Origin of the sequence: Paenibacillus yanchengensis (assembly GCF_042684845.1) — a bacterium.
Lineage (GTDB): Bacteria > Bacillota > Bacilli > Paenibacillales > Paenibacillaceae > Pristimantibacillus > Pristimantibacillus yanchengensis.
Window position 1 is genome coordinate 81,408 of the sequence record NZ_JBHUMH010000058.1, and the last position, 25,756, is coordinate 107,163.

Annotated in this window: 21 protein-coding genes; 5 read left to right on the forward strand and 16 right to left on the reverse strand. The window is 39.4% G+C overall.

Translation table 11 applies throughout. The features are described from left to right. Nucleotides 1-13: 13 nt before the first annotated feature. Nucleotides 14-895, reverse strand: coding sequence for an ROK family protein (locus ACFSTH_RS16110; RefSeq protein WP_377769910.1), 882 nt, complete (start codon nt 893-895; stop codon nt 14-16). A gap of 257 nt (nt 896-1,152) precedes the next feature. Between ACFSTH_RS16110 and ACFSTH_RS16115 the strand changes: the two genes are divergently transcribed. Continuing rightward, nucleotides 1,153-2,424: a methyl-accepting chemotaxis protein gene (locus ACFSTH_RS16115; RefSeq protein ID WP_377769911.1), complete on the forward strand. Its 1,272-nt coding sequence runs from the start codon at nt 1,153-1,155 to the stop codon at nt 2,422-2,424. Between the two features lie 128 nt (nt 2,425-2,552). Here the strand turns inward: ACFSTH_RS16115 and ACFSTH_RS16120 are convergent, their stop codons facing one another. The 3 genes from ACFSTH_RS16120 to ACFSTH_RS16130 all read right to left on the reverse strand — a co-directional run bounded on the left by ACFSTH_RS16120 (nt 2,553) and on the right by ACFSTH_RS16130 (nt 8,611). Next, complete coding sequence (locus ACFSTH_RS16120) at nt 2,553-4,055, reverse strand: hypothetical protein (protein WP_377769912.1); 1,503 nt, start codon at nt 4,053-4,055, stop codon at nt 2,553-2,555. 176 nt (nt 4,056-4,231) lie between these two features. Continuing rightward, complete coding sequence (locus ACFSTH_RS16125; RefSeq protein ID WP_377769913.1) at nt 4,232-5,431, reverse strand: ROK family protein; 1,200 nt, start codon at nt 5,429-5,431, stop codon at nt 4,232-4,234. Between the two features lie 18 nt (nt 5,432-5,449). Next, nucleotides 5,450-8,611: a family 10 glycosylhydrolase gene (locus tag ACFSTH_RS16130; protein ID WP_377769914.1), complete on the reverse strand. Its 3,162-nt coding sequence runs from the start codon at nt 8,609-8,611 to the stop codon at nt 5,450-5,452. Between the two features lie 216 nt (nt 8,612-8,827). On the opposite strand from ACFSTH_RS16130, the gene ACFSTH_RS16135 reads away from it, so the two are divergent. The 3 genes from ACFSTH_RS16135 (at nt 8,828) to ACFSTH_RS16145 (ending at nt 11,422) form a co-directional block, all read left to right on the forward strand. Then, nucleotides 8,828-10,306, forward strand: a complete 1,479-nt coding sequence (locus ACFSTH_RS16135; RefSeq protein ID WP_377769915.1) for an MFS transporter — start codon at nt 8,828-8,830, stop codon at nt 10,304-10,306. Nucleotides 10,307-10,522: 216 nt separating this feature from the next. Next, nucleotides 10,523-10,747, forward strand: coding sequence for a PspC domain-containing protein (locus tag ACFSTH_RS16140; RefSeq protein WP_377769916.1), 225 nt, complete (start codon nt 10,523-10,525; stop codon nt 10,745-10,747). Nucleotides 10,748-10,795: 48 nt separating this feature from the next. Next, nucleotides 10,796-11,422 (forward strand): PspA/IM30 family protein, encoded by a 627-nt coding sequence (locus tag ACFSTH_RS16145; protein WP_377769918.1) that lies wholly within the window; start codon nt 10,796-10,798, stop codon nt 11,420-11,422. Between the two features lie 128 nt (nt 11,423-11,550). Here the strand turns inward: ACFSTH_RS16145 and ACFSTH_RS16150 are convergent, their stop codons facing one another. The 7 genes from ACFSTH_RS16150 to ACFSTH_RS16180 form a co-directional block, all read right to left on the reverse strand. Next, nucleotides 11,551-12,402, reverse strand: a complete 852-nt coding sequence (locus ACFSTH_RS16150; protein WP_377769919.1) for a PhnE/PtxC family ABC transporter permease — start codon at nt 12,400-12,402, stop codon at nt 11,551-11,553. A 19-nt stretch (nt 12,403-12,421) separates the two neighbouring features. Next, nucleotides 12,422-13,207, reverse strand: coding sequence for a PhnE/PtxC family ABC transporter permease (locus tag ACFSTH_RS16155; RefSeq protein ID WP_377769920.1), 786 nt, complete (start codon nt 13,205-13,207; stop codon nt 12,422-12,424). Continuing rightward, nucleotides 13,197-13,985, reverse strand: coding sequence for a phosphonate ABC transporter ATP-binding protein (gene phnC / locus ACFSTH_RS16160; RefSeq protein WP_377769921.1), 789 nt, complete (start codon nt 13,983-13,985; stop codon nt 13,197-13,199). Before phnC ends, ACFSTH_RS16155 begins: the two co-directional genes overlap by 11 nt. After that, the gene (locus ACFSTH_RS16165) at nt 13,982-15,112 is read right to left on the reverse strand and encodes a phosphate/phosphite/phosphonate ABC transporter substrate-binding protein (RefSeq protein WP_377769922.1); all 1,131 of its coding nucleotides are present in this window, start codon (nt 15,110-15,112) and stop codon (nt 13,982-13,984) included. Before ACFSTH_RS16165 ends, phnC begins: the two co-directional genes overlap by 4 nt. A 254-nt stretch (nt 15,113-15,366) precedes the next feature. Beyond that, on the reverse strand, nt 15,367-16,506 hold the full coding sequence (locus tag ACFSTH_RS16170; RefSeq protein WP_377769923.1) for a phosphonoacetaldehyde reductase: 1,140 nt from the start codon (nt 16,504-16,506) through the stop codon (nt 15,367-15,369). Continuing rightward, on the reverse strand, nt 16,507-17,352 hold the full coding sequence (gene phnX, locus ACFSTH_RS16175; protein WP_377769924.1) for a phosphonoacetaldehyde hydrolase: 846 nt from the start codon (nt 17,350-17,352) through the stop codon (nt 16,507-16,509). It abuts the gene before it with no gap. Nucleotides 17,353-17,556: 204 nt separating this feature from the next. Then, entirely contained in the window at nt 17,557-18,327 is a 771-nt protein-coding gene (locus tag ACFSTH_RS16180; protein WP_377769925.1) for a DeoR/GlpR family DNA-binding transcription regulator, read from the reverse strand. A gap of 257 nt (nt 18,328-18,584) precedes the next feature. Here ACFSTH_RS16180 and ACFSTH_RS16185 point away from each other — a divergent pair, with 257 nt between their 5' ends. Continuing rightward, nucleotides 18,585-18,890 carry a hypothetical protein gene (locus ACFSTH_RS16185; protein WP_377769926.1) on the forward strand — a complete coding sequence of 102 codons (306 nt, stop codon included), beginning with the start codon at nt 18,585-18,587 and terminating at the stop codon, nt 18,888-18,890. A gap of 90 nt (nt 18,891-18,980) precedes the next feature. Here the strand turns inward: ACFSTH_RS16185 and ACFSTH_RS16190 are convergent, their stop codons facing one another. The 5 genes from ACFSTH_RS16190 to ACFSTH_RS16210 all read right to left on the reverse strand — a co-directional run bounded on the left by ACFSTH_RS16190 (nt 18,981) and on the right by ACFSTH_RS16210 (nt 25,745). Next, nucleotides 18,981-19,946, reverse strand: coding sequence for an aldo/keto reductase family protein (locus tag ACFSTH_RS16190; protein ID WP_377769927.1), 966 nt, complete (start codon nt 19,944-19,946; stop codon nt 18,981-18,983). Between the two features lie 13 nt (nt 19,947-19,959). Next, on the reverse strand, nt 19,960-21,168 hold the full coding sequence (locus tag ACFSTH_RS16195) for a Gfo/Idh/MocA family protein (RefSeq protein WP_377769928.1): 1,209 nt from the start codon (nt 21,166-21,168) through the stop codon (nt 19,960-19,962). A gap of 13 nt (nt 21,169-21,181) precedes the next feature. Continuing rightward, nucleotides 21,182-23,023 (reverse strand): alpha-1,3-galactosidase-related protein, encoded by a 1,842-nt coding sequence (locus ACFSTH_RS16200; RefSeq protein WP_377769929.1) that lies wholly within the window; start codon nt 23,021-23,023, stop codon nt 21,182-21,184. A 93-nt stretch (nt 23,024-23,116) separates the two neighbouring features. After that, a complete protein-coding gene (locus ACFSTH_RS16205; RefSeq protein ID WP_377769930.1) occupies nt 23,117-24,799 on the reverse strand; it encodes an extracellular solute-binding protein in 1,683 nt (560 codons plus the stop codon). Between the two features lie 58 nt (nt 24,800-24,857). Then, on the reverse strand, nt 24,858-25,745 hold the full coding sequence (locus ACFSTH_RS16210) for a carbohydrate ABC transporter permease (protein WP_377769931.1): 888 nt from the start codon (nt 25,743-25,745) through the stop codon (nt 24,858-24,860). Between the last annotated feature and the right edge of the window lie 11 nt (nt 25,746-25,756).

Genomic DNA, 25,756 nt, shown 5'->3' on the forward strand with positions numbered 1-25,756 from the left:
TTTAATATTTTAATTATTCCGCATCTTTCAACGCCTGCAAACCTAACGCTAATGATCCACATAAACCAGCGTTATCTCCTAAACCTGGAGCAGTAATATATTGCGCAATCTGATCAGTTATCAATGATGATTGAACATAACCGTTTAAGTTTTTTTGGACTTGTTTGTGAATAAGCGGAAATAACTGATGCTGCTTCATCACTCCGCCGCCCAAAATAATTTTTTTCGGGGATAGCATTAAAATGGTAGCCGACAACGCTTGACCAATATAGAAGGCTTCTATTTCCCAAGCGGGATGATCTACTGGTAATTCTGCTCCTTTTACATTCCAACGCTTTTCAAGTGCAGGTCCAGCTGCCATTCCTTCCAAACAATCGCCATGATAAGGGCATACGCCAGCAAATGAATCTTCTGGATGACGACGTGTCAATACATGACCACCTTCTGGATGTAGCATGCCGTGAATTAATTTTCCTTCTGCATAAACTCCGACTCCTACACCAGTTCCAATCGTATAATAGACACAGCTATCTAGTCCCTTTGCCGCTCCCCAAGTTGCTTCACCAAGAGCTGCCGCATTTACATCTGTATCAAATCCAAATGGAACAGAAAACGCTTGTTGCAATCTACCAAGGAAAGGATAGTTTGCCCAGCCTGGCTTGGGCGTTGTCGTTACGTGACCGTACGTTTTACTTTGTTTATCTATATCAATTGGACCGAATGTCCCGATACCAATCGCCGCAATATCTTCTCCAGCAAAAAAATCAATCACTTGCGCCAATGTTTCTTCCGGTTGTTCGGTTGGAAAACTAATTCTTTTTTCAATTTCACCAAACTCGTTACCAATTCCACATACAAATTTTGTACCGCCTGCCTCTACAGCACCAATTCTCATTATACTTCCCCCTGCTTATCCATTAAATTAGGTTTGATTACATCTATTATAGCTATTCCATTTGCTTTTTCCTACACCAACAACTGGAATTAAAACTGTCCATTATGTAGCGTGCCCCTTTTACGAATAACAATGATATATCCTTTCAATAATAAAATGTATCGCTTTTCACCCTTTAGTCATAGAACATTAGTCACACTTTTTGGGTTTTTATAGTATAATTGAAGGAATACTTGCAAACCGAGGAGATGGAGTTAATGAAAATAAGCCTGATTCACAAATTGGTTTTTGGCATTTTTATTGTTTCTGCTGTCACATATAGTACAAGCGCTTTCTTTATTTTTGTTTTGAAGCCTTATTTGGCACCTAATATGAAGGACTGGCTATATATGAGTGGCGTGCTTGTGCTCGGATTAATGTGGTCATGTTTTCTCGGTTGGCTTGCAGCACTTTATATTATCAAACCATTAAAAAAACTAACGGTAACTGCTAATGAAGTAGCCAATGGTAATTTATCAGTAGTTATGCCAGAACACCGATCCACGGATGAAATTGGACAACTTCACCTTTCTTTTCATGTGATGCTTACTAATTTAAGACAAATGATTAGTGATGTATCGAGCAGCGTCGCTGTTACAGAACAAAGTGCTGATACGTTAGGTACTGCTATCGTACAAGCAGCAGAACAGATTGAAACCATTTCTATTACAATTGAACAAATGGCAGACGGAGCTACAGCTCAGGCAAGTGCCGCCCAACAAATACTGGCTTCTGCTGAATTATCTTCGAGTACGGCAACAATGATGAACAACGAAGCTGATGAAGCTAGCATTACTGCCAAAGCGATGGTTCATACGATTACAGACAGTATGGCACAGGTGAGTACATTAGTAGATGGAATGGTAGAAATTTCGCATATGAGTGAACAAACGATGCTCATCGTTGATAAGTTACAGCAACAAGCATCAGAAATCGGAAAAATATCACAATTAGTTGGAGAAATAGCTAATCAAACGCAGTTGTTGGCATTGAACGCTTCTATTGAAGCCGCACATGCGGGAGAGCAAGGGCAAGGATTTGCCGTAGTTGCCCAACATATTCGTAAACTTGCCACCGATTGCGCTTCCGCTAATGATCAGATTCAACAACTAGTACAATTGATGCAACAACAAACGAATACTGTTGTATCAGAAACGGATAAGCAGGTACAGCTCATTCGAGAAGAAACGGCTGCTGGAGAAAAGACGAGACAATCACTCGCAGAAGTAACGATTGCCGCTGATCAAACGACTACAGCGCTGCAACACATCGTTGATCATATCGCCATCTCTGTGAGCCAAGTTCATCAATCTTTTGCCATGTCCAAAGAGATGGCGGAGACAGCGATGAATATTTCTAATGGAGCTAGTCGAATTTCCAGCGCTGCGCAAGAGCAAACAGCTGTTATGCAAGAAATAGCTGCTTCCTCTCAAGTGTTAACTTCCGAAGCTCATGAATTAAAAAATAAAACAGTTGTGTTCCGATTATAATATCGAGACCGATATACCAAAAAAACCAGCGATGCAATGGCAACGTATAGAGCGAACAACTCGCCTCTATGCTATCCATGTACACTGCTGGTTTTTTCATTTACTTCCTACTTTTTGTACTGTTCGTACTACTCCACATAAATGGGAGACAAATAAGCACATTGCCCATTGTTTTGTTCCACTTCAACATGATACACGTCACACTCATCCTCTTGCTGCTCATCTACGAATTTCCCCGTATAAGTATATCGATAAGCTGGTATAGCAGGATGAATAACGACTGCTTCTGAATTGTAAGCATATTTATGCTTCGTTACATTGCCTTGTAGCAATTCACCAATAGTTGTAGTGATGACAATTCCATTAGCTTGTAGCTCAAGCTTTGTCTGCTCGTTACCAGCTATTTCTAAAATTACTCCCGCAGTAAGTGGATGTAACGTTGTCGGATTTTTTACAGTTGTACATGACCACGATACTTGTTGGTCTGTTTGCTCGTGAACAGCATTACTTAATGCGTTAATATTTGGGTCTGCTTTCAACTCAGGTGTCGGTGCTAATACACTTCTACCACGGAAACAAGACTCGACCGACTGCAATTGTCCATTGTTAATCTGCACTTGTGCATCCCACTTATAACCGACTTGATCTCCGCCCCAGCCCATTTCAACCCGTACTTTGTACGTCGTATTTGCTACGGCATCTGCCGACTTTTGCTGCAAATCAAACGCAGTAACTTGCCGCCATGGGCGTAAGTTTTTGAATATCGTTATTTTTTCAATTTGATCGCAAGCCGTAACATCTACCGCAATTTCCCGTTTAGTAGTTGCCGCGACGGTACTTCCCATCGGAGCATCATTAAGTGTAAAGCGACAATCAATTTTATCGCCTGTTACAGCATACGTCCGGCGTGCTAATATAGCTTCCCAAATTCCCTCTCTTGTTTTTTCCGTAGCAACTACTGCCATTTTGCCATCGCCATAAGAGCCTGGATACCCTGCATGATGATCTGTTGAACCGACAAATCCGACTTTTAATTTACGAGCAATGGCTGCATATACCGTACTACGTGAATCTCGAGGTCCCATATCATGGTAGTAAGGTAGTTTGCTATTAACGGACAACCCACATCCATGTTTGGAAACTACTTCAACAATTGGGCTTATATCTGGATTGAAATTATCCCAGTTTCCACCACGATATCCTGGCGTATACCCGACATGGTGAGGAACTGCAATGACACGGCGGGGACGCAACTGATTAATAATATCGAGCGGCGTTTCTCCTTTTACAATCGGAAAATCATCATCTGGTGTAATATAATGATGGTCACCATAAGCGCTGGAATGCGCTTCGTATCCTTGGAACGTAACAAATTCATGATCGACATTATAACTTTTTACAACGGCGCGCACTTCATCCCAATGTTTCTCCAATTTCGCAAACCCTTCGGTATGAAAGTCAACTAAATATTCTAATGGCGCTTTTCGATCCGGCATATCATACCATGAGGCGTGACCAGTAATCGATACAAAATCTAGTTGCTCTTTTGCAGTCTTTAACGCATTTTCCAAGCTACCGAATCCATAACTAATGCCACAGTGATTATGAATGTCTCCCCAATACGTTTTCATCCGTCAATCAGCTCCTATATTGTTATAATGATCATCCGAAACAAGTGTAAACAAATAAATGAAACTAGCTTAATTAGTTTATATACTAATGAAAGTTACAAAAAATAATTTATAAAAACAAAAAAAAGAACTAACTTAGTTTAAATATACACTAAAGTAGTTCTTTTTTACAAGTATTAATTTATATATAGATGAGCAAATGTTACTGATCGGTCGAGTGCATAAGTAATAGCGCCAAGCGGCCCGCCCTCTTGATCCAATTGCCCTCGTTTTACAGTCACCCGATCTGCAAGCTGTACCATCGCTCGTTGTCGCATCACTTTTTCAGCGGCTTGTATATAAAGCGGACATTCACTTGCTATAGATCCACCGATAATAATACTATCTGGATTCAAAATGTTGACCATATTGGCTAGAGTAACACCAACATACGTAGCCGCACGTTCGATCACTTCGCTTGCTAGTGCGTCCCCTTCATTTCCCGCTTTACAAATGGTTGGCATATCTAGTAGCTCTACATCCGTCCTCGCATAAGATTGAAGTACTGACTCTACCCCTTGGCGCACCCAGTATCTGGCATCTTGTTCCATAGCTGTTGTCGAAGCTACCATCTGTAAGCACCCTTTATTTCCACAGGCACACAGTGGTCCATCCAATAAAATAGTAGTATGACCAATTTCACCAGCACCACCCGAAACGCCTTGCACAAGCTCTCGATTAATATACAAACCAGCACCGATTCCACTATCTACACCAATGTAAATAATAGTTTCATGCTGCTCTCCAGCTCCAAAGCGACATTCTGATAAACCACGTGCATGGCTTCGATTAACGATGACAATTGTCCAACCAAGCTGCTCTTGCAGCAACTTCGCTAGCGGCACTTGTTGCCAGCCGAGTACAGCAGAACTACGGACAATTCCCGCCGCCGTATCTACTACGCCAGTAATACCGACACCTAAAATCGGAATAATAGGGCAAGATAATTGCTTCGTTACCTTATCCACCTGTTCCCTAATTTTTTGGACGATGAAAGCTGGATCTACTGCCGTTAAAGATAATTGCGTAGAGCAATATACTTTGCCCCGCAAATCGAACGCGGTAACTATTATTTCATTATTGTTTACATCCACGCCGATGACAGCATACGAATCATGCGTGAGATTTAATTTTGTCGCAGGTCTGCCACCGGTAGATGGCATAACCTCCAACTCTTCAACTAATCCTAGCTCCAGCAATTCATTGACGGCAATAGATATCGTCGCTTTACTCAATTGCGTAATCGCAGCTAATTCAATTCGAGTTATCGCACCATGCTTTCTTAACATTTGGATAATCGTTGTTTTGCTACCTTTTTGATCCGAATACTTTTTCATTTTGTTCACACTTTCTTCTTATCTCGTTAAGCGCAAAATAATAACAACTGCTTCCGCTCTTGTTGTCGATGCATCTGCCGCAAAGTAGTTACCTGATCGTCCAGCGATCAGTTTATGATCCGCCGCTGTTTTGGCATACGGCTTCACCCATGCTGGAATAAGATGATTGTCCAAAAAAGAAGTGGAAACTGTAGTAGCTCCCGTGTCAACTGTCAGTTGTAATGCTCGCACTGCCATCGCTGTCACTTCTGCTCGATTGACTAAAGCTTTTGGACGAAAGTAACCATCATTATAACCAGAAATGATACCAGCACCGATAGCACGCTCTACTGCATCAAGGGACCATTTACCAATAGTCACACTATCTTTAAACGGAAGTGCTGCATTCGCTGCATCAATCTGTAGCGCTCGAACTAACATCACGGCGAACTCTTCCCGCGTAATCGCTTTGTTCGGCTGGAACGTACCATCATCGTAGCCAGAAACCATACAACGAGCAACCGCTTGTTCTATCTGCGCTTTTGCCCAATGTTTGCCTATATCAGTAAAGTTGGCTGCTTCACATTGATTCGGCTGCGGTTTCGTTCCCGGCACTTCGGGAGTTGTCGGTGTCGGACTAGGAGTCGGTTTTGGCGATACCGTCCCTCCTGTTTTCTCTACAGCAAATACGGCATACTTCGTCAATTCGTTCACGTCCGCTACCATAAAGCTGTCATTTTCTCGTTTCGCGCCTTCTACCCGTTCATACTGTTTCTTACTATTATTATAACGATATAATGCTGCTTCCTCGCTAGCTAACAGTTTAGACGGCTCAAAACTAATCCGTAGCTGCAACGGTTTTGCTAAGCGAGTGCTACTATCTTTGGAAATTTCATATACACCGCTTAGTAACGTCAACTTCGGTAACTCTGCATAAGTATAATTAAATAATTGCTCCAATTGTAGACGAAAAGCTTGCTTGGCAGTGCCAACTGCTACAACTACTAAAGCTTTGCTATCCAAATTAACGATTCCGCCTTGTCCCGCTTCAATATAGGTAGAAACCGTTTGTTGCTTATATTTGCCAGCTTCTATCTGCACCGTACTAGCTTTGTCCCATTTACTTTCAACATGCATCCGATTAACAGCCGTTACCGCATACTGATACGTTTGTCCCGCTACTGCTGTACGATCTACATAAGATAATTGACTTGAGCCAGCAGGTTTTCGAACGGTAGCAATCAGTTGTGTAGCATCTTGTTGATTTAACTTTTGTTTGCCCGTTGATCGATAGATAACGTAATAAGCTGAAGAAGCATCTTGATCCTTCCAACTAAGCTGCACTCCTTCATATAATGTCTCTGCCGTCAGTGTCGATACAGGTAGCTTATTATCTTTGGAAAAAGCAGACAGCGGTGGAATCAATGCTCCATACTGATACCGATCTTGCACTTGTTTCCGCAAATGTGGTTTCGCAAGCAGATCACGTGTTGTAAACTGGATACTACCTTGCACTTCTTTAAATTTTAAATTATAAATCATTTGTTTTATTATTTCATTCGGATCCGTAAAATTTTCATTTTCATCTACTTTATAAGCAGCATGACCGATATATAATTGCGTTTTCGATTTGGTTGTCCGAATTGTATCACTCCACCACTTAACTAACTCTTCATAAGGAGCTGGTTTAAAGCCAAAGTTCCAATAAATTTGTGGAGCGACATAATCGATCCAGTCATTAGCTACCCATTTCCTTATATCAGCATGTAAATTATCATAGCTAGGCTGCCCCGCTGTTGTATTCGAACCTTTCGGATCATCGGCTTTATTACGCCATACCCCAAAAGGACTTATTCCAAATTTTACAAACTTTTTCGTCGCTTTTATTTCTTTACTTAACCGCTCGATTAATGTATCTACATTATCACGACGCCATGCGTTAATATTTTGCCCATAAGCTTTTTTTCCAAACTTCTCAAAAGTCGCTTGGTCAGGATAGTTCATGCCATCAAAACGGTTCGGATAAAAGTAATCATCAAAGTGAACACCGTCAATATCGTAATTTTTGACTACTTCCATGACCGATTTCGAAATATAATCCACAACTTCTGGTTGACCTGGATCAAAATATAGTTTTCCTTTATACTCCATCACCCAATCCGGTTGTTTCCGAGCGATATGATCGGCTGATAATTCCATCGTTTTATTGTTCGTACTAACGCGATATGGATTGAACCAAGCATGAAATTCCATATTACGCTTATGTGTTTCTTCGATCATAAAGGCTAATGGATCATATCCTGGATGCTTTCCTTGCACCCCTGTCAACCAATGGGACCACGGTGCATACGCCGAAGGATAAAAAGCATCCGCTGTCGGTTTAATTTGCATAACAATTGCATTCATTCCAAGTGATTGATGAAAATCTAACAAATCGATAAATTGCTGTTGCTGTTCTGTTGGATCATTCGTTTTTGGCCAGTCAATTCGTTCTACCGTCGCAATCCACGCTGCTCTAAACTCTTGCTTGGGCGGATTAAAATCAAACGTTTTGTCTGGCTTAGCCACGATATCTTTATCCTTACTATAGTAAGCAGTCAATTGATCAAAGTAAATCGTACCATCCGTTTTGGCTGCTTGTTTCGTTTGTACCGTGTAAATGCGACGTAATTGTATCGGCTCCTTTATAGTAGAAGGAACATCAAAAATGATTTGCTTCCACCCCGTCCAGTTAAACCCACTATTACTCGTTAAATCAACGATTTTTCCATTGTTAAATTCTGCTCTGAGCCAATGCTTATTGTTGCCATCACCGTACACCCAAATACCAAGCTTCGTCGGCTTGCCTTCTAATTGTAAATAACTTTTTTGCGTAGCATCATTCCAAAAATTCAAGTATGCGGCAGAGCTACCCGTTTGATATGGTGAAAACTGATAAGTTAACTGCGCAGAGGAATTGCCAAATACAACTGGCGCTGGTGACTTCGCATATTGAAGTGTCGTACTCGCTTGAATCGGATCGATAGAACTAATAAATCCCGTTCCTTCAAACTCCTCCACTACTTTTTCCGTTAAACCAGCAACCGATGCAGTGGTACTCGCATTCGCTATTAATGGATAATCTCCCGGTTTAAAAGTTAACATGAGCAACATACTAACAAGCGACAATATTCCTACAGATACCTTGATTGTTTTTCGCATGATTGTTTTAAGGCTCCCCCTATAATTAGTCTTCTATAATACAGACTCCTTATCGAGCTGGAAAGTTTCGCTTATTCTTTACAATGTGATATTTATATCTAGGAAATAGCTACTGTTTTCAACATTGTCATAATCAATGGAACGCTAGTTTTTTATTTTAAGCTATAATAGGATGAGATAATATTGTATGTTCATCATTTCTGTAGGGGGTATATCATGCTTCGTCATCCAATCGGCCTGCTTCGTGCTACGGGCTTACTTGATGGTATTTCATTACTTGTTTTACTGCTGATTGCTATGCCGCTCAAATATTGGGCAGGAATAGATATGGCTGTACGAGTAGTTGGTAGTTTACATGGCATCATATTCGTTTGTTACGCCGTTGCTATTATGTATGCGGCCATCCGTATTCAATGGAATATATTATGGTCAGTCGTTGCTTTTGTCGCAGCTTTTATTCCGTTTGGTAACTTCATTTTGGATCGTAGATTAAAAAAAGAACAACCGAATTATGAAGTGAAACCGTTCAATACTACTTATTTAATTTATTGTGTCGTCTTCTTTTCCTTTTTCGATCTGTTTTCACAGTTACCAGTGATGAGTACTTTCGCAGAATCCGTTGGCGCATCATCATTTGTTGCCGGGCTTGCCGTAGGGATGTACTCCTTTTCCAATACGTTTGGTAACATATTATCGGGCGTATTATCTGACAAACGTAATCCGTTTTCCATTTTATTGTCCGGTTTAATATTGACTAGCGGCGCGTTAGCGCTATACGGTTTAATTGATAATACAACCATTTTACTTATCGTTCGCTTCATTCATGGTTTCGTAGGCGGCTTAATCGTTCCAGCTGCATTTACTTTCTTAGCCAACAATTCGGACGGACAAAAGCGTGGCAAAAAAGGCGCCATTTCTGGAGCATTTGTCGGTATCGCAGCTATTATAGGTCCAGCATTTAGTGGCATTATGGCTAGTCGTACTAGCGTTCCATCTGTTTTTGGAGTAGTCGCTATTGTCGGTATTTTAATTACAGTACTTGTTTATTTCGCCTTAAAATCAAAAGCGACAGCTTCAGCTACACCAAAAGAAAAAGCAGGTTATGTTCCACTCGCTACTTTTTTCAAAAACAAAGGAATTGTAACAGCTTATAGTGGTGCTTTTTTCTTAATGTTCTCGCAAGGCTGTCTAGCCTATCTGTTACCACTTCATGTACAATCACTAGGATTTGACTCTCGTTTGAGCGGCTATTTGATGAGTACATTTGGCGTAGTTGCAGTACTTGTCTTTCTATTACCAACGAATCGTATTTTCGATCGTGTACAACCACTATATACGTTATCGCTTGGTATTTTTCTAATGGGCTTCGGGCAACTATTTGTGAGTCAAGGTAATTCGACTTCCGTACTTTATGCAGCATTAGCTTGTTATGGCATTGGATTCGCATTATTATTTCCGTCCCTTAACTCCGTGCTTATTGATGCAACTAATGAAAAAATTCGCGGTAAAGCTTATGGCTACTTTTATGCCTTCTTCTCTCTAGGAGTAGTAGCCGGTTCTTCCTTAATCTCGGCTTTGCCAACAGGTGTCATTGGTGGATTTATCGTTACTGGCATTATTCTAATTTCTTATTCGATATTCGCCCTTATTTTTACACGTTCGCAACAAGTGCAGGCAAAACAATCGCAATTTTAAATAGTGCTCAAATTAAAAAACAGTACGCTGTAAAATGGACTTTTTAAGTTCCTCTTTTGCAGCGTACTGTTTTTTGAATAGAGATCACATTATCCCGCCTATTGTCCAGTCTCTCCCCGCCTTTAGGCTAGTAACAAATACAGCCCCCAGTCGGTTATGTTTCACAGCGATCAACGGTACAATATATGTATACTCATGAAGGCGGAGGAACAAAAAATGAAAAAACTATATCGATCAGTAACAGATAAAAAATTAACTGGCTTATGTGGTGGAGTAGGTGAATATTTCAATTTAGACCCAACAGTCATTCGAGTAATTACATTGATTTTAACATTCTTCAGTGTCGGTACTGTTCTTTTTATTTACTTGCTTGCTTCGATCTTTATTCCAAAATCACCTTACAGTCATATAAACGATCCTTCTAGTTATCACTATCGATAATATAGTTACATCCATTACAAATTTATATAGAAAAGAGTGAAGAAACGAATGGGAATATTAAAAAGATTAATGACGATGTCTAAAGCTGCTGCGCATGAAACACTGGATAAATTAGAAAATCCAACGATGATGATGAACCACTATATTCGTGATCTCGAAGAGCAAATAAACAAAGCTGAGGAAACAATCTACTCACAGCAAGTAAAACTTCGTGTTCTGGCTAGACGTACAGAAGATTTGCAGCAACAAGTTGCTCTTTATGAACAAAAAGCTGAGCAAGCAATCGCTGAAGGGCGAGACGAAGAAGCTCGCGTAGCATTACAATCCAAGTTACTGTATAGCGAACAATCGGAAGCGACACTACGTGAACAAGAGTGGTTAGAGCAAGCCAATATAGAGTTAGCACATCAACTGGAAGTATTGCGAGAAGAGAAAAATCAACTGCAACAAAAACGAACAGAACTGACTAATAAATTGCAAAAAGTTAACGCTCATAGTAGCCATTCGTTCGTTCCACCTACCGCAACATATCAACATAAGCAATCTGCTCGCCAAGGATTTGAACGAATAGAACATAAAATTATGGAATGGGAAGCAGAGCAAGAGGTTCGTAGCAATGCTGTCGAAGCAGAATTACAACGGCTGAAACAGCAACAACGACTGACTGACGAATAACTGCGCAATGAACAAGCTCATATAAATTAATGTTATTACCATAGCCAGTACACCCCCTACAGTTGTCAGTCGTTTTTATATACTAAAACTGCCTGTTACTCACGATATGCGTGAGTGCAGGCAGTTTTTTATTTTACTTTACTTTTCATTCGAGTTGCTACCGTTTCTAATATGACAGCGAAGATAAGAATAAGCCATGTAATTCCGCCGATTTCGTTCATATCCAGGTAGAAGGAACTCGCCATGTACATATCGAACCCAATACCACCAGCACCAGCTGCCGCTCCCATTGCGATTGCTGCGCCTACGTTAATTTCAAAACGCATAAACGTCCACGAAATCAAATACGTTTTGGATGATGGCAACACTGCTTGAAACACAATATGCCACCAACTAGCTCCATTGCTACGCAAAGCTTCAATTATTCCATCGTCCATTTCTTCAAATGATTCTGAATAAGCTTTGATCAAGTAACCAACAGAGTGAAACGTCATACCAATAATCGCTGCAACACTACCGAGCCCTGCCGGTACGGCGAATATAAGTACCCATAATACGGTTGGAACGGCACGGATAAATGCGACTATCCCTTTAATATAGTAAGAATATTTGGGGTTAGACACATTACGAGCAGCTAGTAATCCAAAAAATATAGCGATAATTGCGCCAAAAATAGTGGTTAAAAATGCTAAACCGATCGTTATAATAACAGCAAATACAGCATCTTTAAACGTAATATTACTAAACTTCGCTTCTGTTAACATCGAATAAATATTAGCAAAGGCTGATTTTATAGCAGAGAAGAAAGATAAGCCTTGATAGTCAAATGTTAAAAAACTGAGTATTGTTAACGCTACTAAAGCAAGTAATGTCATTTTTAATACAAATGAAGCTTTATCGAATGGTTTCTTGAACGCAGCTGTCTGCACAGGCGGTTTTTCAGGAAACTTGCTTACTGTATTAGTTAGCTGTGACGACATATCGTGAGAACCCCCATCATTACAAAATCAGTCTGCGAACTGTATTCGAAACAAACTCAATCGCTAGTATAGCAAGGACGATACAGATAACGACCAAAGAAGCTGCGTGATAATTAAAACTTTTGTAATATAAATCAAAAGAAAATCCGATACCTGTACCAGTCAAAATACCGATCAATGTAGCACTTCTAATATTCGTTTCAATCATAAACAGTACCCAGCTTATTTTTTGTGGTAGCGCTGATGGAATAACAGAACGGAACACGATAGATAAATATCCAGCACCAACCGCTTTGAGTGCTTCAACAGAATGCGAACTTACTTCTTCAATCGTTTCTGTAAAGGCACGGGTTAAAAATCCAAAGCTAACAAAAAATAATGCAAAGTAACCAGTCATAATGTTTTGTCCAAAAGAAAATAATAAGATTAATGACCATGCAGATACGTCGATATTACGAAATACAGAAGCAATACCACGACAGATTACTGTAAATACAGGATGTATTTGCATTGTCTTAGAGCCAGCTACTGCAAGCGCCAGCGCCAAAACACCGGCTACCGTCGTTGCTGCGATAGATAACATTACCGTCTCTATTAACTTACTAAATATATCCGGCAACTTTTCCAGCGATTCTGCTGTCGGATAGAAATTTCCCAAACCCCACAAAATAGCTTTGGGAATTGCTGCAAGACCTACGGCAAAATCAAAGCCGGTCAGCACTACTGCTCCGGCTGTTAATGCGATGAGTATAATAAAAAACAACGATTGACGCAGCCCTTTTTTTATAAAAAAATTAGCTTGCATGAGTTTCACCTATTTCTATGCCTAGCTCACTTGCTTCAGAGCCATAAATGTCAAAAATAGTTTCTGATTTCATTCCTTTTGCTGATCCGCTGTAAACAACCGACCCTTTCTTCATGCCAATAATCGTATCCGAATACTTAATAGCAACGTCTACTTGGTGCAAATTCACTAGTACGGTAATTCCCATCTTTTTCGAAATCATACTTAACTGATCCATAATTACTTTTGATGCATTCGGATCAAGTGAAGCGATAGGTTCATCACATAACAACAAACGAGGTTCCTGGATCAAAGCTCTCGCAATACCGACCCGTTGTTTTTGTCCACCACTTAATTGATCGCAACGTTTGTAGATTTGTTCTTCCATTCCTAATGAACAAAGTATTTCTATCGCTTTTCGTTTTTCTTCTTGTGTATAAATGCCTAACGAACCGGTCAATATATTTTTATAACCTAATCGACCATGTAGTACATTTTCAATAACGCTTAGTCGTTCTACCAAGTTATAATGTTGAAAGATCATGCCGATCTTTACACGTGTTTTTTGTAATGATCGTTTATTTAAGCTAAGCAAGTTGACTCCATCTAGTTTAATTTCTCCTTCGCTAGCATCAACCAAACGGTTGATACAGCGAAGAAGTGTAGATTTTCCAGCACCTGATGGACCAATGATAGAGACGAATTCGCCTTCTTTTACTGAGAAATTGACATCCGTTAATGCTTGCGTGCTATTTTTATACTTTTTGGAAATTTTATTTACTTCTAATATTTTTATCATTTTGCAGCTCCACCAGTTAGTTCACGAATAGGGTTAAACCAAGCGTCCTCTACTTTCAAAAATCTAGTTTCGCCATCTTTTTTGAACATGCCGCTAAATTCAGAATCTTCTGGAACGAAAATTTTCGGATTGTTTGTTGTTTCATCAGATTCGAAAGCATCTGTAATCAATTTAATATGTTCCGCACTTACTGTATCTGTATTTACGATAAACGGTTGATTCAATACTGGAGTGGAAGATATAACAGCAAATTCTTTTCCAGCTACTGTGTTAAATGGTGCTTCTGCATCAGCTTTTACTTTGTAAGTCGAACCAACTGCATTTTCTTCCCCAGCAGCAAGTTCTACATAGTTAACAACACATGTATTACAGAATGCCGCTACATCCACTTTACCAGACATCAAGTTAACTGCTGAACCTTGGTGCGAACCACCAAACAATACTTGACTGAAAAATTTATCTTTTCCACCTTCTACAAGATCGTCAGCAGTTAGATCAGCCATAGCATGATTATCTTTGAAGTATGAAATAATACCAGCTGTTGGAACTTTGAATCCTGAAGTCGAGCTATTTGATACAAATGAGAATTTTTTGCCTTTAATATTATCAATGGCAAAGCTGTCCCCAGCTGCATAGCCACTTTCTTCACCTTTATTAACTGCCAACCAGCTATAATACATAGCATCTTCCAGTGTTCCTGATTTACCAGCGTTCGTTACAAGTGGTTGAACTTTATCATTTTTTGCATTTGCTTCTACGTATGCTTGTGGACCGAAATATCCAATATCTGCTGTTCCGTTAGCAATAGACTCAACTGCAATAATATAATCCGTCGTTACTTTGTGTTCTACTTTTTTGCCGCTAGCTTTTTCTACCAACGCACCAATTTCGTCACGCGCTTCTTTCATATTACCGCCAGACTCATTTGGCAGCCAAACAATTGTTAGGGTGTCTTTTGTTTTTACTTCTGCATCATTTGATTTTCCAGCATTTGTTTGTTCAGCATTGTTACCTTTGTCTGCACCTTTGTTGCCACCTGCGGTATTGTTCTTACTGTTGCCATTACCACATGCTGCAACTACAACCGCCAAAATCAATACGACCATCATTAAAGACCATCTTTTCATCGTTGGTATCTCTCCCATTTGCTTTAGTTTACTTTTGTTTCTTGCTTACAACCGAAGTATATATTAAAACCGTATTTTGTTGCAATCCATTTTGCCGTTTTTTACAGTATCTTAACAAGCCAGTTTACAAAAGAAAACCTCCATTTCGTATACTTGCACCAGCAAAAGCTGATAGCAACAACGAAGTAGAGGTTCTACTTACAAAAAGCTAATGAAATTGTCCTATGAAGCAGTGATCAATAGTTTACCGTTATTTAATAAATCGTTAACAAAAGTTGCTCTAACTGCTCTTTAGTAATAGCACGCGGATTGTTGTCCATACGTCCCTTTGTATAAGCTCGCTCCACAATATCAACAATACCGTCTTGCGGTACATTATAGTCTCGTAGACGAGTAGAAAAACCAGATTTTGTATAAATAGCTGCTATCACATCAGCTACATCCGCTACGTTTTTTACTCCGAAAGCTGCTACCAACTTATCTATTTCGATAATTTCCGCTTTATTCCACTCCATCATACTTGCAAGGGTCATACTTGCCGCAATCCCATGATCTATCCCGTACAGCAAAGTGATCGGATAAGAAATAGAATGGCAAGCGGTCGTTTTTGTATTGCTAAAGGCAAGCCCTGCAAAAAAACTACCTTGCGCAACATAAGTACGCAACTGCACATTCGTTGGATCTTCATACAATGCAGCTAAATTGGGAACAATTAACCGAATCGCTTCCAGCGCAAATTGCCTAGAAATAACGTTTGTACTTTTCGACCAATATGCCTCTGTTGCATGACAAATCGCATCTAGACCAGAAATAATACTCGTTCGCACCGGCAAACTAAGTGTCAAATTCGGATCAATAATAGCGAATCGGGCAAACAACGGTTTCCCATCTACTGAATATTTGATACCATTTGCTCGATCCCAAATAGTAGCCCATGGCGTTACTTCTGAACCTGTACCTGCTGTTGTTGGAATAGCTACCCAAGGGCAAATATGACTATTGTCCAAATAAGAAGACGAAATAATGGCTTGCCGCAGTTCTTCTACATGCTGAAAGGTTAAATGGTTACATGCCGCCATCGATTTGCCTAAATCCAGCACGCTGCCGCCACCTAGCGCTACAATAGCGTCAAACTTTTTCCCGCCTGTTTGTTGTAGCAATGCATACAAATCTTCCACATCAGGATTAGCAATTTCCACAGACAACGTCTGTACTTGTTTATCTTTTAATTGTTCCATTAAGATGGTATGTTCTGCCGTCTCAGCAAAATTTCCACCACGTGTAATTAATAAAATGTGCTGCATAGGTGTTGATACCGACTGCAATATTTGTCCTAATCTATTAAGCTCACCAACACCAAAATAACTTTCTACAGGGTTAAAGTAACGACCCATTTAGTTCGCTCCCCCTATGCTGCTCGTTTGTGGAAATTGGTTGTTTTGTAGTTTTTCATTTACTAGTGCTACAATCTCTGTTACACCAGCAATAGACTCAATAGTAAAATGAGCGCCAGCAGCAATAAATCGGTCACGAACGACTTGTTTCCGTTGCTCAAGCTCCGCTACATCCAACTTATTCATTTGATCTTCCGTTAAACCAAACTCACTACCACCGCAAATGACACCAACGCTCCACATTCCAGCGTTTACTCCTTCTAGTATGTCACTTACTGTATCGCCAACTTTAATGCATGTTTCTAACGGAAACAATTCAAGTTCAATTGCATTTTTATAGCACATGTATGGCGCAGGGCGACCATATGGCACTTCGTCAGAAGCGATAAAATAATCTGGTTTGTAGCCTTTTGCTGCTGCTTCCACCGTAACAACTTTCATCATTTCGGACGTGTATCCCGTTGTAGAACCAATTTTGATTCCTTGACTACGCAAGTTACTTACCAAATCTAATACACCAGGAATAACATCCGTGTGATTTGACAATACATTCATCAACATAGGTTCAAAATCGGCATAAATATCATCTATATCTTGTTCATTGGGTTGTCTACCAAACTTATCTACAAATTGCTGTTTCACCGTATCTAGTTCTGTTAACGCACGCACATGATCTTTCTTTTTCATTCCCATTGGACCACGTACTTCATCATCCGTTACATGAATACCTTTCTTTTCGAACGCTCCCATAAAAGCAGCTAAAGGAGCAAAACAACCAAAATCTACCGTTGTACCTGCCCAGTCAAAAATAACAGCTTGCACTTGTTTATTGTTTGTATTAGTCATCGTATAATACCCTCCATATCATTCATTTCAAACATTGCCCTAAATATAGCACAACCTCTACATGTTTTCAATTTATTTTGCGTCTTTTTGCTTGTTTTAATGTTGATATTACGTAAAAAAAGCTTTCATGCTCAATAAAACAAGCAATGAAAGCTTTTTCACAGGGGTAATCCCTTATTATTGAAGATATTGTAAATGACAGTTTTACAGTTTCGGATACTTTAAACTAACGCCTGCATTACGATAAAGCTTTACAACATCTTCATTTAGTGAGCTGTCCGATATAATTCTAGTCACGTCAGAAAGCGGGCAAACATTCATATACGATACTTTTTCGAATTTGCTGGAATCTGCCACTATATTTACTTGTCGCGCACTATTCATCATCGCTAACATAACATCTATTTCATGCATCCGAAAATCAGTTAATCCTTTATCAATCGAAATCGCATTAATAGAAATAAAAGCTTGATCAATATTGTAGCCTCGGATTTCTTCTTCGCACTTTTTACCATACAACGCAAACTCTTCATGATCTAGTAATCCACCAGGGACAATAATAGTGAAATTAGGTTTGCTCGACAGTATATCGATAATGCGCAAACCATTCGTTATAATAGTCAACCGTTCAAACTGCTCGACCAACTTTTTTGCTACTTCCAAATTAGTCGTACCAGCATTCAATGCAATCGCTTGCCCTTCCGTAACATAAGTACATGCAAGCGTAGCTAACTGTTCTTTCTTTTCTTTATTTTTACTATCTCGATAAGTAAATGCGTTGCGATCGCCATGATCTTCCGCTAATATCGCTCCACCATGTACCCGTTTTAACATTCGTTTGGACTCCATATTTTCCAAATCGCGACGCACCGTATCAATCGATACATTTAGTACTTGTACAAGCTCTGTTACTTTGACAGAATCATTTAATTTCAATATTTCTAATATTTTTTTATATCGTTCTTCTTGTAACATCGTGCTCTCTACCTCCGCAACTTCCCTCTATATCATTGATTATAGCGACAACACTAATCCGAAACAATACGTTTGCTATATTAACAATAACATAACAATTGCAAAAAAACATGATGACATGATGACAACTGTAAGCATATAGAAAGGAACGATAGAACGTAACTTAATTGTAAATTTATAGTTGACATTTTACGTTTTTCGCGTTATTATATAACTGACTGGTCGGTACAAAACTAAATTAATTGGAGGTATTGTCAATGAGTAGCATATATCAATTAGAAGCAACTTTTTCACCTGCGGATGGAAGACGGGGAGAACGAGCTAGTTTAAAAGTACAATTTAACGATGTTGCTGATAACTTTGAAGTGGATAAAGCAGTAGTCAGAATAACCGATTTTGGAATTTATGATGTCATGCGTCGTCAAGAAGACGGTACTTATCTATGGTCTTATCCCATTCCTTACGAAGCACCTTTGCAAACGTATAGTGTGGAAGTATATGCGATTGATAAAGAAGGAAACAAAGGACCTGCTGAAACAATCACCTATGTCATTTCTGGCTAAGCTTGTTACATTGCATGTTGTTAGCTAATCGAACGATAAATAGTTAAATACTCACCGCTTGCTCTAGTCGAGCGGTGAGTATTTTGTTATTTACGCTATATCATCACGCAATATCGATTCTATTGCTTGCACCACATCTTCCGAAAGATCAATATGTACAGCAGCAACGTTTTGTAATACTTGCTCACTCCGTGTCGCACCAATAATACAGCTGGCGATGTTTGGCAATCGCAAGTTCCACGCTAGTGCCAATTGCACCATCGTAATGTCCAATTGTTCTGCAATATCTCGTAGCTGCTCTACTTGATCTAATCGTTTGTCTGACAATAATCCTTGACTTTTGATCCAGTGATTATGCTCCGGATTTACCGCTCTAGAACCTGCTGGTGGAGCTTCACCTTTGCGATATTTCCCACTTAAAACGCCATGTGCCAGTGGAGAGAAGACAACTTGACTAAGCCCATGCTGTTCACTAGCCGGTATTACCGCTTGCTCTATATTTCTTGTAAACATATTATATTCGGGTTGATTAACTACAATTTGATCAAAGTTTTTCTTATCTGCAAGTGCTACAGCGTCTTTCATTTGCCCTGCTTGCCACTCGCTAACCCCTATATACAATACTTTACCTTGTCGAACCAAATCGTCCATCGCACGTAGTGTCTCATCTAACGGCGTATTGTCGTCATAGCGATGACAATAATAAATATCTATATAATCCGTTCCTAGCCGTTTTAAACTAGCTTCACACTGTTCCATAATATGTTTGCGCGATAGCCCTTTTTGATTTGGCTTATCTCCCATATCAAAGTACACTTTTGTACCTAATACGTAGGTATCGCGTGGATACTGCTTTAATGCATTACCCATCAGTTGTTCCGCAGCACCCATCGCATACATATTAGCCGTATCAAAATAGTTAATACCTTGTTCATAAGCAGTATGAATCACTTGTTCTACTTCAGCAGCTTTTTCTGGTGAGTCGTAAGTTAACCAGCTGCCCAGTGCAATTTCACTAACTTGCAAACCACTTCTCCCCAAACGACGATACCTCATGTTTATCCTCCTCTTATTTCCACTCGTTTTTTTCGTTGATCCACTTTCCATTTGTAAAATCAGGAATTGCTACAGGTATACTACCAAGGGCAATCGAATCTTCACTGAGTGCAGTAACGACCATCCAAGAAGCCATATCATATACATCAATTGGTGTTTGTGTTTTATTTTTCACACTGTCAATGAATGCTTTGACGACTAACCAATCGGCTCCGTCATGCCCTTCTCGCACCCCTTCTTGCAAATATTGCTGCCATACTGGATGCTCATATTCTTCCCGGAACTGCTCTACATTTCCCCATTGTTCTGGCCATTTTGATTCCAAGTGCATATGGTGATTATGTAAAAAAATAGACCGATTCTCTTCGTTATACGTCCCCTTCGTCCCGCGAATAGAATAATTACGAGAATAGTAACGCGGCAACGTCGTGTCTAACGTTAACGTAATCGTTTCACCACCAGCACATTTAATTATCGTTGTTACAATATCCCCCTGCTTAAAATCAACCTTCGCTAACTGATTGTCCTGCTTCACATTAGTAACATACTCGTGTAAACCAGCTGCCTTTGATGCCATCGAAACTAAAGACACCATCCGATTACCTTTGTTAATATCCAATACTTTCGCAATTGGTCCAAGCTGGTGAGTTGGATAGTTATCACAGTTACGATGAATATAGTTTTGCAAGCGATAATGTCTATTTTCTACGCCATGTGAAATTTCATAACGCAAATCATGCATATATCCTCCCGAACAATGAACGACTTCACCAAATACACCTTGCTTAACCATGTTAAGCAACATCATTTCGTCACGAGTATAGCAGCAATTTTCTAGCATCATAATCGGTGTTTTTGTACGCTCGTACGCTTCTACTAAATTCCAACATTCTTGGACAGAATATGCCCCGCCAACTTCACAAGCTACATACTTCCCTTGCTCCATAGCAGCAATTGCAATATTGATATGGTCTGCCCAAGACGTTAATATAATGATCGCTTCCACTTCCGGCATGGCGATAATATCTTCATAATGTTGTGTTTGAAACGGACGGTAACCTTGTAGCATCTCGACAGTTCCAGTTGCCACTTCACAGCGATCATCATATTTATCACAGACAGCTACTACTTTAATAGCAGGATTAGGTAAAATAGCCGACTTTAACATACCTAATCCTCTACCGCCTAAACCGATGACGCCTACCTGTACTTGTTTTGTCATTGAAATAGCCTCCCTAGAGCGGAACAATCGTCCAGTCCTCTTCTACAGTAATGTTAATCATCGGCATTTCTCTTGCTAATATAACTTTATCCAATTGCTGATCCCAACTATTGTTTTCCATTTTTACATCACTACATGCCCACAACTTTACTAACCCACCCATTAAATCCGACGTCGTATTCTCGTCAGCTTGTTGATTTTTTTGTACGATTACTTCGTTATTATAAAACTGAATATCAGCTGTACTTTTCGCCTCTAACATACTACTCGTCGCTTGTATAAATTGGTTGTTAGCGATAACAATATGACGATGCACAGGTCGATGAACAGCAACGTCTTCGTTTTCTGGATAGATCAAAATAACACTATGACGTGGACTACCACAAGCAACAAATCGGTTATGAGCGATCCGAACATTCGTCACCATCCCAGATTCATACCAGCTTTTAGCATCGTTAGCGATTAATATAGCACTCATGTACATTTGATCAAATGTATTATTGAGGATTTCAACTTTTTTTCTAGTCGATACAAGCACCCCTCTTGTTGGAATACGTTTGAATGTATTACCTTGGATAAGTACTTCTGGCGTCCATGTGACATTTTCAATAACATCCTCTATTTTCCATTCCGGTGGAATTGCTTGTTCGAGTTCAATACAATATTCACGTGGAGATAACTGTTCGACATACCGCACTACACTTCTACCGTATTCTGTTAAACTACTTGCTGCAATGAAAGCGATCTCATCTCCCGCATAATAAGGCTGAAATCCATAGCTTTGACCGTGCATATAGCGAACATGAATCTGCTTTCCTTCGTTAGAACAAGAAATAATTTGCAAATGAGTACCATGTACATTAATAACATCATCGTGTGCACCTTCAAAGTAACAATCAACAATCGATATCTTTCCTTTATTAGCTGAGAAGTGCATAAAATCAGCAAAGGCAGCAGCAGTTCTACCGCTGTTTTCTTCTGGCGCTAATTTGAGCTGTGTAAAAGATAAGTTTTCGCAAAATTGACCAACAATACCTAATCCATGCATATAATGCATCGTAACCTTATCCCATACAACATTACTACTGTTGACGATAAACGATCCAACTTCATCACGAATACCATCACGCATTTGAATCGTATGACCAATCGTAAATGACGGTACTTGATCTGTTTCATAGTACAACCGTAGTTGATCTGTTCCCCTTTGATGAGCATGAGCTGATTGTTCCGTAAGTACTTCGATTCGTGTCGTAGTAAGCAAAGGATTAGCAATACGCCATGTTGTATTATTCTTCGGATTATACTGCTGGACTGCTCCATCTGTATGCGACCAATGATCTCCTATCCAAACAAGCGAATTGTTGTTAATTTCATAACGTGAATCAGAATGAATGGACACATCAATATAGTTATCCCCTGGCCCAACTACGGTCATTTCGGATATTGTCGGTCGCTTGTAATCAATCGTCAGCCCTGTAATCGTAATATGATCACTTCTATCAATAACAATTGGGGTCATTTTCCCATAAACAATAAATTTGGCATCGGTAGCTTCAATCGTTAGTTGGCTCGCTTGCACAATATGAATCCCAATATGTTTCACCAAATCGCTATGATCTGTTTCACTAACTGTATTTGATATACTATAAAATGCTCTTGTCGAAGATTTAGCGTGCAGCTCATAAAGCCCAGCCGGAAAATGAACAATCGTAGGTAGATTCATTTGGATAGCATAATGAATTACCGCTTGAATCGCTTTCGTTTGATCACTGAAGCTATTAGGACAAACACCAAAATTGGTAACATCAATTAGAATTGCTTCACTCTCTAATGTTTCTCCAACATCAGCCATCTTGCATCCCTCGATATAATCGTATTTGTATCTCTAACGTGCTTCACTACAGATATGAAAGAGCCTGATAGTAACCAGGCTCTTTCTCCTTACTTACTTTTTCGCTTCTTCGTTCATCATGTCTACGATAGCTTGATAATCACCAACTGCTTTTAATTCTTCTTGGAATTTATCCCACTCATCAAAACTACGCTGTCCAAGTACGAACGAGAATAGCCCTTCTTCCAAATACGTTTTCACCGCTGTCATCGTCTGAATTTTTTGTGCTTCTTGATCTTTCGACAATCGAATTTGTGGTGCCGTTTCCCAAGTTGGAATCGCTGCCTCGCCTGCATAAGCTTGAGCAGTACCATCTTGTGGTGCCATTACGCCTTCTAAATATTCACCGTTAGCGAAAAACGGCATCATTTTCTCCGGTACACGGTATCCTGCTACATCTGTTGCATAGTATTGTGGAGAGAATACAAATCCTGGTCGTGTAATTGTAGCTAGTGGTCCGTAGCCTAATTTATTTTGCAATGCTGCATCATCACCTAAATCAATCTTTACCTTTTCCCCATTGACTACTTCGTATGTTTTTCCTTCGATTCCCCAGTGGATAAGTTCAATCATCGACTCTTCATATTGGTAATCTAGTAAACTAACCATTAATTCTGGATACTTCGTATCTGCCGAAATCATCGTTCCGTAATTTGGATACAATACAGTACCTGGCAATGATGGTCCTAGCATGTATGGTTCGCCATACTTTTCATTTTTTGGAGTTCTAGCTCCACCCCATACTACCCCATCAGCTTCTACTGCATACTTCTCTTTCCAGCCTAACCATGCAAATGGAATCATAAATACTTTTCCGTTAGTAGCTTTTTCTTGCAACTGATCTTGGGTTTGTGTTGAAAACTCAGGATCAAGCAATTTTTCATTATACATTTTTGCGATAAATTCAAAAGCTTCTTTGAAAGATTCTTCTCCTGGTCCAAACACAAATTCTGTACCATTCCAATAGATGTCTGGCTGCGTATGATTAGAATAGAAGTGTGCATCTTGGAATGGAGGCCATTCTTGTGCGTTCACAGGATAAACATCTGGATATAACTCTTTTAACTTTTTCGCAGCTTCATAATACTCTTCCCATGTTTCTGGAATTTTTATGTCGTGTTTTTGGAAAATATCAAAGCGATACATTGGACCATAAGCAGATGCGACCATATCTGTATTATTCAAGAAGCCATCTCCGAAGAAATACATTTTGCCATCTGCTGTCGTTACACTTTTGCGAATGTGCTCATTAGCTTCCAAATACTTTTTGTAATTTGGTGCATATTCATCAATGTAAGGAGCGATATCAAGCAAAGCACCTTGGTTACCTAATTGGAACATAATATCATTATCTTTTGTTCCAGACATAATATCGTGTCCGCCACCACTTTGCGCCATCAATTTCACTTTGTCTTTGTAGTCGTCATTATGAACATAAGTCCATTTTATATCTAATTCTGCTCCAACATGTTCTTGCATCCGGCGAAGCCATTCTTGTTGAATTTCAGTATTTGTAGAGTCGTCACCAAAGCTAGACATATAAGCTTTTACCGTTACTTTCTCTGGCCACTTTTTGTCGTTATTCTCTTTATTTCCTTCTACTGGAGCTGAAGTTTCTGCTGGTGTGGATGGTGAATTACTCGGTTTTTCATTACCGCCTCCACCTTTGGCGCAGGCAGTTAACACTAACATGACAGCTAGCATTACACTTAACATAACTTTTACATTTCTTTTCACTAATAACCCCTCCATTTTTTCGTTTGTCAATCTATAGGAACATTTAGACTAACCATTATCAGCCTTTCACAGAACCAATCATCATCCCAGATACAAAATGCTTTTGTAATAAAGGATACACGAACATAATTGGTAATATCGTTACAATTACAGCTGCCATTTTTATATTTCTTGGATTAACATTTGTCGTCTCGACGTAACGTTGTAATCCTGCCAAGTCTGTATAATCTTCCAATTGTAATATCATCCGCCTTAACATCATTTGGATCGGATGCATCGTTTCATCATTTAAATAGATCATCGCTTCAAACCACATATTCCAAAAACTGACTGCACCAAACAAAGCAAATGTTGCCATTAACGGCTTAGATAGTGGTAAGTAAATGCGAAAGAGTACGGTTATATCATTAGCACCATCAAGAAATGCTGACTCACGTAACTCGGCTGGAATATCTTGAAAAAAAGTTCGGAAAATAATAATGTTAAATGCCGATAGTGCTGCTGGCAAAATAATGACAGCCATCGTATCAAATAAACCTAAATTTCGAATAAGCATATACGATGGAATAAGACCACCATTGAATATCATCGTTATAATAACAAGTACAGCTAACGGCTTACGCAATACGAAATGACTCATAGCAAGTGGATAAGCGAATAATGACGTCATCAATAATTGAACAGTTGTTCCTAATACAACATAAACGATTGTATTCCAATAGGAACGGATTATTTCGTTATCTTTAAACAAATAAGCATAACCGTCTAACGTAAACCCTCTCGGATACCAACTGATTTTCCCTTGCCCTACTAATGTAGGATCACTTAACGATATCGAGAACGTATTAAGTAGTGGATATAACATAGTGATACAGAGGAAAATCATTAACAGGTAATTAAATAGGTCAAATGTACGTGAGCCTAACGTTTGCTTGTATAGTTTCATGAGATCCCTCC

Excerpts from the sequence above, each read along its gene's own strand:
- ACFSTH_RS16110 (WP_377769910.1), bottom strand. The coding sequence starts at position 895 with ATGAGAATTGGTGCTGTAGAGGCAGGCGGTACAAAATTTGTATGTGGA.
- ACFSTH_RS16115 (WP_377769911.1), top strand. The coding sequence starts at position 1,153 with ATGAAAATAAGCCTGATTCACAAATTGGTTTTTGGCATTTTTATTGTT.
- ACFSTH_RS16120 (WP_377769912.1), bottom strand. The coding sequence starts at position 4,055 with ATGAAAACGTATTGGGGAGACATTCATAATCACTGTGGCATTAGTTAT.
- ACFSTH_RS16125 (WP_377769913.1), bottom strand. The coding sequence starts at position 5,431 with ATGAAAAAGTATTCGGATCAAAAAGGTAGCAAAACAACGATTATCCAA.
- ACFSTH_RS16130 (WP_377769914.1), bottom strand. The coding sequence starts at position 8,611 with ATGCGAAAAACAATCAAGGTATCTGTAGGAATATTGTCGCTTGTTAGT.
- ACFSTH_RS16135 (WP_377769915.1), top strand. The coding sequence starts at position 8,828 with ATGCTTCGTCATCCAATCGGCCTGCTTCGTGCTACGGGCTTACTTGAT.
- ACFSTH_RS16140 (WP_377769916.1), top strand. The coding sequence starts at position 10,523 with ATGAAAAAACTATATCGATCAGTAACAGATAAAAAATTAACTGGCTTA.
- ACFSTH_RS16145 (WP_377769918.1), top strand. The coding sequence starts at position 10,796 with ATGGGAATATTAAAAAGATTAATGACGATGTCTAAAGCTGCTGCGCAT.
- ACFSTH_RS16150 (WP_377769919.1), bottom strand. The coding sequence starts at position 12,402 with ATGTCGTCACAGCTAACTAATACAGTAAGCAAGTTTCCTGAAAAACCG.
- ACFSTH_RS16155 (WP_377769920.1), bottom strand. The coding sequence starts at position 13,207 with ATGCAAGCTAATTTTTTTATAAAAAAAGGGCTGCGTCAATCGTTGTTT.
- phnC (WP_377769921.1), bottom strand. The coding sequence starts at position 13,985 with ATGATAAAAATATTAGAAGTAAATAAAATTTCCAAAAAGTATAAAAAT.
- ACFSTH_RS16165 (WP_377769922.1), bottom strand. The coding sequence starts at position 15,112 with ATGAAAAGATGGTCTTTAATGATGGTCGTATTGATTTTGGCGGTTGTA.
- ACFSTH_RS16170 (WP_377769923.1), bottom strand. The coding sequence starts at position 16,506 with ATGGGTCGTTACTTTAACCCTGTAGAAAGTTATTTTGGTGTTGGTGAG.
- phnX (WP_377769924.1), bottom strand. The coding sequence starts at position 17,352 with ATGACTAATACAAACAATAAACAAGTGCAAGCTGTTATTTTTGACTGG.
- ACFSTH_RS16180 (WP_377769925.1), bottom strand. The coding sequence starts at position 18,327 with ATGTTACAAGAAGAACGATATAAAAAAATATTAGAAATATTGAAATTA.
- ACFSTH_RS16185 (WP_377769926.1), top strand. The coding sequence starts at position 18,585 with ATGAGTAGCATATATCAATTAGAAGCAACTTTTTCACCTGCGGATGGA.
- ACFSTH_RS16190 (WP_377769927.1), bottom strand. The coding sequence starts at position 19,946 with ATGAGGTATCGTCGTTTGGGGAGAAGTGGTTTGCAAGTTAGTGAAATT.
- ACFSTH_RS16195 (WP_377769928.1), bottom strand. The coding sequence starts at position 21,168 with ATGACAAAACAAGTACAGGTAGGCGTCATCGGTTTAGGCGGTAGAGGA.
- ACFSTH_RS16200 (WP_377769929.1), bottom strand. The coding sequence starts at position 23,023 with ATGGCTGATGTTGGAGAAACATTAGAGAGTGAAGCAATTCTAATTGAT.
- ACFSTH_RS16210 (WP_377769931.1), bottom strand. The coding sequence starts at position 25,745 with ATGAAACTATACAAGCAAACGTTAGGCTCACGTACATTTGACCTATTT.